The sequence below is a fragment of the Atlantibacter sp. RC6 genome, from assembly GCF_014193285.1.
In the GTDB taxonomy this organism is placed as follows: Bacteria; Pseudomonadota; Gammaproteobacteria; order Enterobacterales; family Enterobacteriaceae; genus Atlantibacter.
In genome coordinates, this window is sequence record NZ_JACHZE010000014.1 from 1 (window position 1) to 13,239 (window position 13,239).

Below are 13,239 nucleotides of genomic sequence, written 5' to 3' on the forward strand. Positions count from 1 at the left end.
TAGAAAAATTCGGTGGAGCGGTAGTTCAGTCGGTTAGAATACCTGCCTGTCACGCAGGGGGTCGCGGGTTCGAGTCCCGTCCGTTCCGCCACTTATTAAAAAATTAAGCCTGCTAACTTAGCAGGCTTAGTGATAAAAAAATATAGGGGCGTAGCTCAGTTGGTAGAGCACCGGTCTCCAAAACCGGGTGTCGCGAGTTCGAGTCTCTCCGCCCCTGCCAGATATAATCCTTAGCTTCGGCTAAGGATTTTTTTTGCTTTTTTTCCACGCTCATCGATAACTTTTCGGCCAATCAGATAATAATTGGCGCTTTCAGCAATTCTTTAATCCATTGTTGCTTATCACTATTCTGCAACCAGATTGCATACAGTGGGCGAGATAGCGTTGTGGAATCTGCCACCGCAAAGAGATCTTTTTTATCTGCAGCCCAGGCCACAGGCAACCAGGTGCAACCGTTGAGTTGCGACAGCATTTTGCGGGTGATCTCAGCGGAACTGGTTGTCAAAAACGGAATATCATCCTGCGTAATCAGGCCAGCCTCATGCTGTTGAAAATCCGGCCCCCATTCCAGCCGCAGATAGCTTAATTCAGCGCGTTTTTTGTCGGGCACAGAAGCATACAGAGCCAGCGAGAAATGCCCCAGCAACTGGCTGGAAAACTCATCCATTTTTGGCGCTTCAGTCGTAATGAGAAGATCCAGTTGACGTTCATGCAACTGCTTAACCAGCGACTGACGCTGAGCGATCCGGGCCTCGAACTGGAGATTACTGTAAGTCCCGTACAGGCGCGTCAGCCAGTCGGTCAGCATGCATTCCCATAACGACGAGCTGGCACCAATCGATAATTCATTATGCCGGGTGGTATGCGCCACTTCTTTTTTCGCCGCTTGCCAGGTACTCATCAAATTCTCGGCATAGGGCAGTAATTTTTCTCCCGCGGTGGTCAGCCGAATGTTGTTACGATGGCGGGTAAAAAGATTCACACCCAGCTGATTTTCTAACTGACGGATACGAAAGCTAACTGCTGATTGCGTCAGGTAAAGCGCTTCTGCTGCGCGGCCAAAATGGCGAGTTCTGCTGACTTCGAGGAAGGTTTTAAGCAAGTCAGTATCCACATCTCTCTCCGCAAAATTTTTTGTCGTTATGATTTAAATGTTTTGTTTGACGCTCTGTCAAGCGTAACTAATACTCCGCGCCATAAATAGCTCGGCCAAGAGAATTAGGAGCGTGTAGGATGGCGGAAAGCTTTACGACGACTAATCGATTTTTCGACAATAAATATTATCCGCGCGGGTTCTCTCGCCATGGTGATTTCACGATCAAAGAAGCGCAGTTGTTGGAGCGTTGTGGTTATGCGTTCAACGAACTGGATTTAGGTAAACGCGAACCCGCGACCGACGAAGAGAAGCAATTCGTCGCTGTTTGCCGTGGTGAGCGTGAGCCTGCAACAGAAGCTGAGCGCGTGTGGAGTAAGTACATGACGCGTATCAAACGCCCCAAACGTTTCCATACCTTGTCTGGCGGCAAGCCGCAGATGGAAGGCGTGGAAGACTACACTGAGAGCGATGATTAACAACAGGGGGCGATAAGCCCCTTTTTTATGTCAGCATCTTTTGCAGATGTACCAGCATTCTGTCGATTGCGCGATAGGACAACGCTTCAAGGATATGCTCGCGGAGAATAGCCTGCGATTCAGACATATCGGCGATTGTCCTGGCGACCCGCAACAGCCGGAACCAGGCGCGAGTTGAAAGGCCCAGCGCGGTTAATATCCCTTCCATCCAGACCGCATCTTCAGGGCATAATTCGCAAAAGATATTGATGTCATGGTTGTCCAACTGCGCATTTAACTTCCCCTGGCGTTGATATTGCCGCTCCTGAACCCGTTGTACCCGGGCACGTACCACAGCGCTGCTTTCCGTGGGTAAATTACGCTGGCTTAACATGCCCGGCGGCGGAAGGGGGATCTCCAACGACATATCAAAACGGTCGAGGAACGGCCCTGATAGCCTCCCGAGATAGCGTAGGGTCTGTTCCGGCGTGCAGCGGTTATGATTACCCTGATAATGCCCCGTTGGGCTGGGGTTCATGGCGGCGATAAGCTGAAACCGGGCCGGATAGCTGACTTTGGCGCGCGTCCGTGAAATATGAATCATGCCGGACTCAATCGGCTCTCTCAGCGCGTCCAGTACGCGCCGCTCGAATTCTGGCAACTCGTCAAGGAACAGCACACCGTTATGGGCCAGTGAAATTTCTCCTGGCAACGGGATCGTGCCGCCGCCTACCATCGCCGTTAACGATGCGCTGTGATGTGGAGCCCGGAACGGCCGCTGACGCCACTGTTGATGGATCGTCAACGGATTGACGAGGCTATGGATAGCCGCGCTCTCCAGCGCCTCCCGGTCGCTTAATATCGGCAATAGGCCGTTGAGCCGGCTGGCCAGCATGGTTTTACCCGTACCGGGTGGGCCGATAAACAGTAAATTATGGCCACCCGTAGCCGTGATCTCGAGCGCGCGTTTACCCTGCTGCTGACCGACGACTTCACTGATATCGCCCGTTATCAACGGCGCAGCGGCTGGCGCTATACAAGGGGTAGCCAGTTCGGTTTTGCCCTCCAGAAAAGCGCAGACCTGCTGTAGATGTTGGGCAAGCAGACAGCCTTCTCCCTGAATCAGCCCGACCTCCTGGGCGTTATCCTGCGAGACAATAATCTTCCTGCCAGCGCTCAGGGCTTCCATTGCGGCACAGATTGCGCCGGGAACGCCCCTCAGCGCCCCTGTAAGCGCAAGTTCACCAACAAACTCGTAACACTCCAGATATTGAGCCTTAAGCTGCTCAGACGCCGCCAGCAGCGCGATAGCGATAGGTAAATCGTATCGTCCTCCTTGCTTGGGGAGATCCGCCGGGGCGAGGTTAATAGTGATTTTGCGTGCCGGAAAGGTATAACCGCTGTTAATTAAGGCGCTACGGACGCGATCTCTGGCCTCTTTTACAGTAGTTTCAGGTAGACCAACAATGGTGAGCCCGGGTAATCCCTGGCTGATATGGACTTCAACCGTTACCAGCGGGGCGGTGACGCCTAACGCTGCACGTGTATAGATGACTGATAACGACATAGCTCCTCCAGTGAGAAGATTTTGTCAGTCAGTTCGTCATAGCAAAAATCACGATTGGTGAATTTACGAGCGTCATTCCAGGCTTTATATGCGGTTTTCATATTTGACATTGAATTTGGAAGAGAGGCTGCACAATCAAAAACCAGCCAAATACTGTGAGGATCTCGTCATTACTGAAAAAAATTCATCTGGAATTTTAATGATAAAAAACAGCAGCTTCCTGTGGATTTCATCCGAAGGCAAAAAAACGAACTGTAAAAATTTGTTGTATGTTGAACCCGCTCTATGGTAACTCTTTAGGTATTCCTTCGATTACGATGTAAGAAATAACCAAAATGACAGCCCTTCTACGAGTGATTAGCCTAGTCGTGATTAGCGTGGTGGTGATTATTATCCCAACGTGCGGGGCTGCACTTGGAGAAAGAAAGGCTTAAAAATCAAGCCTGAATCAACGAGAACCCCCGCACCGAAAGGTCCGGGGGTTTTTTATTAACTAACGAATGGTGATTAGGGGTAAATGATGTGTTTTAGCATAAAATCCTGTTTGCCTGATTCTGAGACGGAAGAATAACTATGAATGGTGCTCAGTGGGTGGTACATGCTTTGCGGGCTCAGGGAGTGGATACGGTTTTCGGCTACCCTGGTGGCGCGATAATGCCCGTGTACGATGCGTTATATGACGGAGGCGTCGAGCATTTACTGTGCCGCCACGAGCAGGGGGCTGCCATGGCCGCTATCGGCTATGCGCGTTCGACCGGTAAAACAGGCGTTTGCATCGCCACTTCTGGCCCTGGCGCCACCAACTTAATCACCGGCTTAGCGGATGCGTTACTGGATTCCGTTCCCGTTGTGGCCATCACCGGGCAGGTCGCTTCCCCGCTGATTGGCACCGACGCGTTTCAGGAGGTGGATGTGCTGGGTCTTTCGCTGGCATGCACCAAGCACAGCTTCCTTGTTGAGTCCTTAGAAGCGTTGCCGCACGTCATCGCCGAAGCCTTTGAAATCGCGAATTCAGGCCGTCCAGGCCCGGTTCTGGTTGATATTCCTAAAGACATCCAAATCGCCAGCGGCGATCTCGAGCCCTGTCTGGCGACGGTTGAAGATACCTTTGAATTGCCTCATGCCGAGCTGGAACAGGCGCGCGCCATGTTGAACCAGGCGAAAAAGCCGATGGTTTACGTGGGCGGCGGGGTAGGGATGGCGCAGGCCGTTCCCGCGTTACGTGAATTTTTAGCCGTCACCATGATGCCCGCCACCGTCACGCTGAAAGGCCTGGGCGCGGTGCCTGCTGATTATCCGGGTTATGTAGGGATGCTGGGCATGCACGGCACCAAAGCAGCCAATCTGGCGGTGCAGGCGTGTGACCTGCTGATCGCCGTGGGCGCGCGTTTCGATGACCGCGTAACCGGCAAACTGAACACCTTCGCGCCGCACGCTAAGGTCATCCATATGGATATCGACCCGGCGGAGATGAACAAACTGCGTCAGGCGCATGTCGCTTTACAGGGCTCACTGAATCACTTACTGCCTGCTTTGCAAACACCGTTAGCCATCGAGGCCTGGCGTGAAGAAGTCAGCGCGCTGTGCGCGGAGCACGCCTGGCGTTACGACCATCCGGGCGACGCCATCTACGCGCCGCTGTTGTTAAAACAGCTCTCTGAGCGTAAACCGCAGGATAGCGTGGTCACCACCGATGTTGGTCAGCACCAGATGTGGGCCGCGCAGCATATGTCCTTTAGCCGCCCGGAAAATTTCATCACGTCAAGTGGTCTGGGTACGATGGGATTCGGCTTGCCGGCTGCGGTCGGCGCGCAGGTAGCGCGTCCGGACGATATGGTGATCTGCGTATCCGGTGACGGATCGTTCATGATGAACGTCCAGGAGTTAGGCACGGTGAAGCGAAAGCAGTTGCCGTTGAAAATCGTGTTACTGGATAACCAGCGTTTAGGCATGGTTCGCCAGTGGCAGCAGTTGTTCTTCGCCGAGCGTTACAGTGAAACCACCCTGACCGATAACCCCGATTTTTTAATGTTGGCCCGCGCCTTCGGCATACCTGGCCAGCACATCACCCGCAAAGACCAGGTAGAGGCCGCGCTTAACGAAATGTTAACCAGCGAAGGGCCGTATCTGCTTCACGTCTCAATCGATGAACTGGAAAACGTCTGGCCGCTGGTACCGCCGGGTGCCAGTAACTCACAAATGCTGGAGAAATTATCATGATGCAACATCAACTGGCGGTACAGGCGCGTTTTCGTCCCGAGACGCTGGAACGCGTGATCCGCGTGGTTCGCCATCGCGGTTTCGAAATCTGTTCCATGAACATGGCGACGGCAGGCAACGCCGAAAATATAAATATTGAATTGACCGTTGCCAGCCTTCGCCCTGTCGAATTACTGTTTAGTCAGCTTAGTAAGCTGGTCGATGTCGCTTATGTCGAGATCCAGCAAGAAACACATCACTCATTATCACAACAAATTCGCGCATAAGCGCAAAGGAAGAAAAATGACGACGAAGAAAGCTGATTATATCTGGTTCAACGGTGAGATGGTTCCGTGGGGTGAGGCGAAGGTTCACGTGATGTCTCATGCGCTGCACTATGGTACGTCAGTCTTTGAAGGTATCCGTTGCTACGACTCCCATAAAGGCCCGGTGGTTTTTCGTCATCGCGAGCACATGCAGCGTCTGCGTGACTCGGCAAAAATCTATCGCTTCCCGGTCACCCAGAGCGTGGACGAGCTGATGGAAGCCTGCCGCCAGGTGATCCGTAAAAACAATCTGGTGAGCGCTTACATTCGTCCGCTGGTGTTCGTCGGCGATGTGGGTATGGGCGTAAACCCACCTCCGGGATACACCACCGATGTGATTATCGCAGCGTTCCCGTGGGGCGCGTATCTGGGCGCTGAAGCCCTGGAGCAGGGCATTGACGCGATGGTCTCTTCCTGGAACCGCGTTGCGCCGAACACTATCCCGACCGCCGCGAAAGCGGGTGGCAACTACCTTTCCTCTCTGCTGGTCGGCAGCGAAGCGCGTCGCCACGGTTACCAGGAAGGGATCGCGCTGGATGTGAACGGTTATATCTCCGAAGGCGCAGGCGAAAACCTGTTTGAAGTGAAAGACGGCATTCTGTTTACCCCGCCGTTCACCTCTTCTGCACTGCCGGGCATCACCCGTGACGCGATCATCAAACTGGCGCAAGATCTGGGTATCGAAGTGCGCGAGCAGGTGCTGTCCCGCGAATCGCTATACCTGGCCGACGAAGTCTTCATGTCTGGCACCGCCGCAGAAATCACGCCGGTACGCAGCGTGGACGGCATCCAGGTCGGCGAAGGCCGTTGTGGCCCGGTTACCAAACGTATTCAGCAAGCATTCTTTGGCCTCTTCACCGGTGAAACCGAGGATAAATGGGGCTGGTTGGATCAGGTAAATTCATAATTAAAAATGGGACGGCTCGTACCGTCCCATTTAACAGAAAGATGGGAGTAACTAAAGCATGCCTAAGTACCGTTCCGCCACCACCACCCACGGCCGCAATATGGCGGGTGCCCGCGCATTATGGCGCGCCACCGGCATGACCGACGCTGACTTCGGTAAGCCGATTATCGCGGTGGTGAACTCGTTTACCCAGTTCGTGCCGGGCCATGTGCACCTGCGCGATTTGGGCAAACTGGTTGCCGAGCAAATCGAAGCCGCAGGCGGTGTCGCAAAAGAGTTTAATACCATTGCCGTGGATGATGGCATCGCCATGGGCCACGGCGGCATGCTTTATTCACTGCCGTCCCGCGAACTGATTGCCGACTCGGTGGAGTATATGGTGAATGCTCACTGCGCCGATGCGATGGTGTGCATTTCTAACTGCGATAAAATCACCCCGGGGATGCTGATGGCCTCGCTGCGCCTGAATATCCCGGTGATTTTCGTTTCCGGTGGGCCGATGGAAGCGGGCAAAACCAAGCTCTCCGACAAAATCATCAAGCTGGACCTGGTCGATGCCATGATCCAGGGCGCAGACCCGACAGTCAGCAACGAACAGAGCGAGCAGGTTGAGCGTTCGGCGTGCCCGACCTGCGGCTCCTGTTCCGGTATGTTTACCGCTAACTCTATGAACTGCCTGACCGAGGCGCTGGGCCTGTCGCAGCCGGGTAACGGCTCGCTGCTGGCGACCCACTCCGATCGCAAAGAACTATTCCTGAGCGCCGGTAAACGTATCGTTGAGTTAACCAAACGCTATTACGAGCAGGACGATGCCCGCGCGCTGCCGCGCAACATCGCCAACAAAGCCGCGTTTGAAAACGCCATGACGCTGGATATCGCCATGGGCGGCTCCACCAACACGGTACTGCACCTGCTGGCGGCGGCGCAGGAAGCGGAAATTGATTTCACGATGAGCGATATCGATAAGCTGTCGCGCAAAGTGCCGCAGTTGTGTAAGGTCGCGCCGAGCACCCAGAAATACCATATGGAAGACGTACACCGTGCGGGCGGCGTTCTGGGCATCCTGGGCGAACTCGACCGCGCCGGCCTGTTGAATCGCGACGTATTTAACGTGCTGGGGCTGACCCTGCCGGAAACCCTCGATCGCTACGACATCATGCTGACCAAAGACGATGCGGTGAAAAGCATGTTCTCCGCAGGCCCGGCGGGCATCCGCACGACCCAGGCGTTCTCTCAGTCCTGCCGTTGGGATTCACTGGATACTGACCGTCAGGACGGCTGCATCCGCTCGCTGGAGCACGCTTATAGCCAGGACGGCGGTCTGGCGGTGCTGTACGGCAACTTTGCAGAAAACGGCTGTATCGTGAAAACCGCAGGCGTGGACGACAGCATTCTCAAATTCACCGGCCCGGCAAAAGTTTACGAAAGCCAGGATGACGCGGTAGAAGCGATCCTCGGCGGCAAAGTGGTGGCGGGCGACGTGGTGGTTATCCGCTATGAAGGGCCGAAAGGCGGGCCGGGTATGCAGGAGATGCTCTATCCGACCACTTACCTGAAATCCATGGGGCTCGGCAAAGCCTGCGCGCTGATCACCGACGGGCGTTTCTCTGGCGGGACTTCCGGCCTGTCTATCGGCCACGTTTCCCCGGAAGCGGCCAGCGGCGGCGCGATCGGTCTGATTGAAGACGGCGATCTGATTGCCATCGACATCCCGAACCGTGACATTCAGTTGCAGGTCAGCGACCGCGATCTGGCCGCCCGCCGTGAAGCTCAGGAAGCGCGCGGCGAGCAGGCCTGGACGCCGCGTAACCGCGAGCGTCAGGTTTCTTTCGCCTTGCGTGCCTACGCAAGCCTGGCCACCAGCGCGGATAAAGGCGCGGTGCGCGATAAATCTAAACTTGGGGGTTAATCATGGCTGACGTCCAACCCCTACCTGCCGCCCCTTGCGGGGCGGAGTATCTACGCGCGGTGCTGCGCTCGCCGGTTTATGAAGTGGCGCAGGTGACTCCGCTGCAAAAGATGGAAAAACTGTCATCCCGGCTGGGCAACGTGATTCTGGTGAAGCGGGAAGATCGCCAGCCGGTTCATAGCTTTAAGCTGCGCGGCGCGTACGCCATGATGGCGAATCTTACCGACGAGCAAAAATCTCGCGGCGTGGTGACGGCCTCTGCCGGCAACCATGCCCAGGGCGTCGCGCTCTCCTCGTCACGCCTCGGGCTAAAGTCGCTGATTGTGATGCCGGTAAGCACTGCGGATATCAAAGTGGACGCGGTGCGCGGTTTCGGCGGCGAAGTGCTGCTGCACGGCGCGAATTTCGACGAAGCCAAAGCCAAAGCGATTGAGCTGTCTACCCAGCAGGGTTTCACCTATGTGCCGCCGTTCGACCATCCGGCAGTCATTGCCGGGCAGGGCACGCTGGCGCTGGAACTGCTTCAACAGGATGCGCATATCGACCGGGTATTTGTTCCGGTGGGCGGCGGCGGCCTGGCGGCGGGCGTAGCGGTGTTGATCAAACAGCTGATGCCGCAGATCAAAGTGATCGCGGTGGAAGCGGAAGATTCCGCCTGCCTGAAAGCCGCGCTGGATGCCGGTAAGCCGGTAGATTTACCGCGCGTTGGGCTGTTCGCTGAAGGCGTGGCGGTTAAGCGCATCGGCGACGAAACCTTCCGGGTTTGCCAGGAGTATCTGGATGACATTGTGACGGTAGACAGCGACGCCATCTGCGCGGCGATGAAAGACCTGTTTGAGGATGTGCGCGCCGTGGCGGAGCCGTCTGGCGCGCTGGCGCTGGCAGGCATGAAAAAGTATATCCAGCAGCACAACATTCACGGCGAACGGCTGGCGCATATCCTGTCCGGGGCGAACGTTAATTTCCATGGCCTGCGCTACGTTTCCGAACGTTGTGAACTGGGTGAACAGCGCGAAGCCCTGCTGGCGGTGACCATCCCGGAAGAGAAAGGCAGCTTCCTGAAGTTCTGCCAGTTGCTCGGCGGGCGTTCGGTGACCGAATTTAATTACCGTTTCGCGGATGCCAGAGACGCCTGCATTTTTGTCGGCGTACGGTTAAATCGTGGGCTGGAAGAGCGTAGCGAGATCATCAAGATGCTGGCCGATGGCGGCTATGCGGTTGTCGATCTGTCTGACGATGAGATGGCGAAACTGCATGTTCGCTATATGGTTGGCGGACGGCCATCGCGCCCGCTTCATGAGCGATTGTACAGTTTTGAATTCCCGGAATCGCCGGGCGCGCTGCTGAAGTTTTTACAAACGCTTGGCACCCACTGGAATATTTCGCTGTTCCACTACCGCAGCCACGGTACCGACTATGGCCGCGTGCTGGCCGCGTTTGAGCTGGGCGATCACGAGCCGGATTTCGAAACCCGGCTGAATGAACTGGGTTATGATTGTCACGACGAAACCAATAACCCTGCGTTCAGGTTCTTTTTGGCGGGTTAGTGGTTCGGCAGTAGCGTCCAGAACGCATCAATAAGCGGCTCATGCAGCCGCTTTTTTTGTGCGCATACGCCAAGCTCAAACGGCGTTTTCTCATCGCTGCGCTCTAAAATCATCACGCGATTACGCACCGGTTCCGGGCTATTTTCCATCACCACTTCCGGCAGCAGCGCCACGCCGCAGCCAAGCGCCACCATCGACACCATCGCTTCATGGCCGCTAACCGTGGCGTATATCGACGGATTGCTGATTTTATTGCGCCGGAACCAAAGTTCGATGCGGCGGCGCACCGGCCCCTGATCGGCCATGATAAACGGCACCGTCGACCAGTCGGGATTATCAACCGATATTTGATTGCGCACCGGACAGGGAAGCGCCGGGGCGATCAGCACCACCGCCAGATTTTCCAGCATCGAGAAGGCCACCGCGCCGGGCAGGATTTCCGGCTTGCCGGCAATCGCCAGATCGGCTTCGCCTGTAACCACTTTTTCCATCGCGTCGGCGGCATCACCTGTGGTGAGCTTAATTTCCACGGAAGGATGCTCGGCGCGAAACCGGTCAAGGATCGGCGGCAGATGGCTATACGCGGCGGTGACCGAGCAGAAAATATGCAGTTCGCCGGAGAGCGACGGCCCTTGCTGATCGATGGTGTGGCGCAGTTGTTGGTATTGCAGCAGCGTTTGCTGGGCGAAGACGCGCAGCGATTCTCCGGCTTCAGTTAACGTCACGGTGCGGTTATCACGCACAAACAGCGCCTGGCCGAGATCCTCTTCCAGCCGCTGGATCTGCCGGGAGAGCGTGGAAGGGCTGACGTGCATCGCCCGGGCGCTGCGGCCAAAATGGCGGCTTTCCGCCAGATGCAGGAAGGTTTTAAGATCGCGTAAATCCACAGGCGGCACTCCCGGTTTGACGTTGCAGAAATTGCAATGTGACGTTGTGAATATATCAATTTCCGCAATAAATTTCCTGTTGTAATGTGGGTACATTCTCGCTCGATAGCGAACCGAACAATAAGCACCACAACATCACGAGGTTTTACCATGGCTAACTATTTCAACACACTGAACCTGCGCCAGCAGCTGGCGCAACTGGGTAAATGTCGCTTTATGGGCCGCGACGAATTTGCCGATGGCGCAAGCTATCTTCAGGGTAAAAAAGTGGTCATCGTCGGTTGTGGCGCGCAGGGTCTGAACCAGGGCCTGAACATGCGCGACTCCGGTCTGAATATCTCCTACGCCCTGCGTAAAGAAGCTATCGCGGAAAAACGCGCTTCCTGGCGTAAAGCTACCGAAAACGGTTTTGCGGTAGGCACGTATGAAGAACTGATCCCGCAGGCGGACCTGGTGGTAAACCTGACGCCGGACAAACAGCACTCCGACGTGGTGCGTTCCGTTCAGCCGTTGATGAAAGACGGCGCGGCGCTGGGCTACTCTCACGGCTTCAACATTGTTGAAGTGGGCGAGCAGATCCGTAAAGACATCACCGTGGTGATGGTTGCGCCGAAGTGCCCGGGTACCGAAGTGCGCGAAGAGTACAAACGCGGTTTCGGCGTACCGACCCTGATCGCCGTTCACCCGGAAAACGATCCGAAAGGCGAAGGCATGGCGATTGCTAAAGCCTGGGCTGCGGCCACTGGCGGTCACCGTGCGGGCGTACTGGAATCTTCCTTCGTTGCGGAAGTGAAATCTGACCTGATGGGTGAGCAGACCATTCTGTGCGGTATGTTGCAGGCCGGCTCTCTGCTGTGCTTCGACAAGCTGGTGGAAGAGGGCACCGACCCGGCTTATGCGGAAAAACTGATTCAATTCGGCTGGGAAACTATCACCGAAGCGCTGAAGCAGGGCGGTATCACCCTGATGATGGATCGCCTGTCTAACCCGGCGAAACTGCGCGCTTATGCGCTGTCTGAACAGCTGAAAGAAATCATGGCGCCGCTGTTCCAGAAACACATGGACGACATCATCTCCGGCGAGTTCTCCTCCGGCATGATGGCGGACTGGGCGAACGACGATAAGAAACTGCTGACCTGGCGTGAAGAGACCGGCAAAACCGCGTTCGAAACCGCGCCGCAGTATGAAGGCAAAATCAGCGAACAGGAGTACTTCGATAAAGGCGTACTGATGATCGCAATGGTAAAAGCGGGCGTTGAGCTGGCATTCGAAACCATGGTGGATTCCGGCATCATCGAAGAATCCGCATACTATGAATCACTGCACGAGCTGCCGCTGATCGCCAACACTATCGCCCGTAAGCGCCTGTATGAAATGAACGTGGTGATTTCCGATACCGCCGAATACGGTAACTACCTGTTCTCTTACGCTTGTGTGCCGTTGCTGAAAGAGTTTATGACCACGCTGCAGCCGGGTGACCTGGGTAAAGCCATTGCCGAAGGCGCGGTAGACAACGCGCAGTTGCGTGACGTGAACGACGCCATCCGCAGCCACGAAATCGAAAAAGTGGGCCAGAAACTGCGTGGGTATATGACGGATATGAAACGCATCGCTGTTGCAGGATAGAACTCCAATACGACAAAAAAAGCCCGGTGAATGAAATTCACCGGGCTTTTTGACTAGTTACGGTACAGCACCTTGATGATGTGGTAACCGAACTGGGTGTGCAGCGGGCCGGTCGGCTCCAGTACCGGGCAGGAGAACACCACTTTATCGAACGCCGGTACCATCTGGCCCTGGCGGAATTCGCCTAAATGCCCGCCTTTTTTGCCTGACGGGCAAATGGAGTGTTTCTTCGCCAGCTTCTCGAAATCGCCGCCGTTTTTAATCTGCTCCAGCAGATCCAGAGCCAGTTTTTCTTCTTTAACCAGAATGTGCAGTGCTGCCGCTGTTTTAGCCATGTGGGTGCCTTAAGTCATAGGGATTACGGCGGCTATAGTAGCGATCCTTAATGGCGATACAACACCTTAATGACGTGATAGCCAAATTTTGTTTTCACCGGTCCGAATGGCTTTAACAGCGGGCAACTGAACACCGCCTGGTCAAAGGGAGCGACCATCGCGCCTTTGCTGAACTCGCCCAGATTGCCGCCGTTGCGCCCGGAGGGGCAGCTGGAGTAGCGTTTCGCCAGGGTATCAAAACTGACGCCGCGCTCGAGTTTTTGCATGATCTCCAGCGCCAGTTTTTCGGTCTTGACGAGGATATGCAGGGCCGCTGCGGTTCTTGCCATAATTAATCTCCGGGAAGTCATTCGCTTGTCTTCACTTTACCATTCCCTGACCGGAT

At 55.4% G+C, this 13,239-nt stretch carries 13 protein-coding genes and 2 tRNA genes; 10 read left to right on the forward strand and 5 right to left on the reverse strand.

The features are described from left to right. Nucleotides 1–14: 14 nt before the first annotated feature. Together FHW74_RS21320 and FHW74_RS21325 are read left to right on the forward strand one after the other, a co-directional pair. Nucleotides 15–91: transfer RNA gene (locus FHW74_RS21320), tRNA-Asp, on the forward strand. Nucleotides 92–144: 53 nt separating this feature from the next. Further along, nucleotides 145–220: transfer RNA gene (locus FHW74_RS21325), tRNA-Trp, on the forward strand. A 72-nt stretch (nucleotides 221–292) separates the two neighbouring features. Here the strand turns inward: FHW74_RS21325 and hdfR are convergent. Next, on the reverse strand, nucleotides 293–1,114 hold the full coding sequence (gene hdfR, locus FHW74_RS21330; RefSeq protein ID WP_183172314.1) for an HTH-type transcriptional regulator HdfR: 822 nt from the start codon (nucleotides 1,112–1,114) through the stop codon (nucleotides 293–295). Between the two features lie 119 nt (nucleotides 1,115–1,233). On the opposite strand from hdfR, the gene FHW74_RS21335 reads away from it, so the two are divergent. Beyond that, nucleotides 1,234–1,572, forward strand: a complete 339-nt coding sequence (locus FHW74_RS21335; RefSeq protein ID WP_125295425.1) for a DUF413 domain-containing protein — start codon at nucleotides 1,234–1,236, stop codon at nucleotides 1,570–1,572. Nucleotides 1,573–1,597: 25 nt separating this feature from the next. On the opposite strand, the gene FHW74_RS21340 is transcribed toward FHW74_RS21335, so the two are convergent. Continuing rightward, entirely contained in the window at nucleotides 1,598–3,118 is a 1,521-nt protein-coding gene (locus FHW74_RS21340) for a YifB family Mg chelatase-like AAA ATPase (protein ID WP_183172315.1), read from the reverse strand. A gap of 335 nt (nucleotides 3,119–3,453) precedes the next feature. Between FHW74_RS21340 and ilvL the strand changes: the two genes are divergently transcribed. The 6 genes from ilvL to ilvA all read left to right on the forward strand — a co-directional run bounded on the left by ilvL (nucleotide 3,454) and on the right by ilvA (nucleotide 10,006). Then, a complete protein-coding gene (gene ilvL, locus FHW74_RS21345) occupies nucleotides 3,454–3,552 on the forward strand; it encodes an ilv operon leader peptide (protein WP_183172316.1) in 99 nt (32 codons plus the stop codon). 139 nt (nucleotides 3,553–3,691) lie between these two features. After that, nucleotides 3,692–5,338 carry an acetolactate synthase 2 catalytic subunit gene (gene ilvG, locus FHW74_RS21350; protein ID WP_183172317.1) on the forward strand — a complete coding sequence of 549 codons (1,647 nt, stop codon included), beginning with the start codon at nucleotides 3,692–3,694 and terminating at the stop codon, nucleotides 5,336–5,338. Then, a complete protein-coding gene (ilvM, locus tag FHW74_RS21355; RefSeq protein ID WP_002438024.1) occupies nucleotides 5,335–5,604 on the forward strand; it encodes an acetolactate synthase 2 small subunit in 270 nt (89 codons plus the stop codon). Before ilvG ends, ilvM begins: the two co-directional genes overlap by 4 nt. Nucleotides 5,605–5,620: 16 nt before the next feature. Beyond that, nucleotides 5,621–6,550, forward strand: a complete 930-nt coding sequence (locus tag FHW74_RS21360) for a branched-chain amino acid transaminase (RefSeq protein WP_125295429.1) — start codon at nucleotides 5,621–5,623, stop codon at nucleotides 6,548–6,550. A gap of 58 nt (nucleotides 6,551–6,608) precedes the next feature. Next, the gene (ilvD, locus tag FHW74_RS21365) at nucleotides 6,609–8,459 is read left to right on the forward strand and encodes a dihydroxy-acid dehydratase (protein WP_183172318.1); all 1,851 of its coding nucleotides are present in this window, start codon (nucleotides 6,609–6,611) and stop codon (nucleotides 8,457–8,459) included. A gap of 2 nt (nucleotides 8,460–8,461) precedes the next feature. Next, the gene (gene ilvA, locus FHW74_RS21370) at nucleotides 8,462–10,006 is read left to right on the forward strand and encodes a threonine ammonia-lyase, biosynthetic (RefSeq protein ID WP_183172319.1); all 1,545 of its coding nucleotides are present in this window, start codon (nucleotides 8,462–8,464) and stop codon (nucleotides 10,004–10,006) included. Here the strand turns inward: ilvA and ilvY are convergent. Then, nucleotides 10,003–10,893: an HTH-type transcriptional activator IlvY gene (ilvY, locus tag FHW74_RS21375; RefSeq protein WP_183172320.1), complete on the reverse strand. Its 891-nt coding sequence runs from the start codon at nucleotides 10,891–10,893 to the stop codon at nucleotides 10,003–10,005. The two genes, ilvA and ilvY, sit on opposite strands and share 4 nt — an antisense overlap. A gap of 150 nt (nucleotides 10,894–11,043) precedes the next feature. Between ilvY and ilvC the strand changes: the two genes are divergently transcribed. Continuing rightward, nucleotides 11,044–12,519, forward strand: a complete 1,476-nt coding sequence (gene ilvC, locus FHW74_RS21380; RefSeq protein ID WP_183172321.1) for a ketol-acid reductoisomerase — start codon at nucleotides 11,044–11,046, stop codon at nucleotides 12,517–12,519. A gap of 53 nt (nucleotides 12,520–12,572) precedes the next feature. On the opposite strand, the gene ppiC (FHW74_RS21385) is transcribed toward ilvC, so the two are convergent. Both ppiC (FHW74_RS21385) and ppiC (FHW74_RS21390) read right to left on the reverse strand, forming a co-directional pair. Beyond that, nucleotides 12,573–12,854: a peptidylprolyl isomerase PpiC gene (gene ppiC / locus FHW74_RS21385; protein WP_001140255.1), complete on the reverse strand. Its 282-nt coding sequence runs from the start codon at nucleotides 12,852–12,854 to the stop codon at nucleotides 12,573–12,575. 47 nt (nucleotides 12,855–12,901) lie between these two features. Next, entirely contained in the window at nucleotides 12,902–13,183 is a 282-nt protein-coding gene (gene ppiC, locus FHW74_RS21390) for a peptidylprolyl isomerase PpiC (protein WP_183172322.1), read from the reverse strand. Nucleotides 13,184–13,239 lie beyond the last annotated feature (56 nt).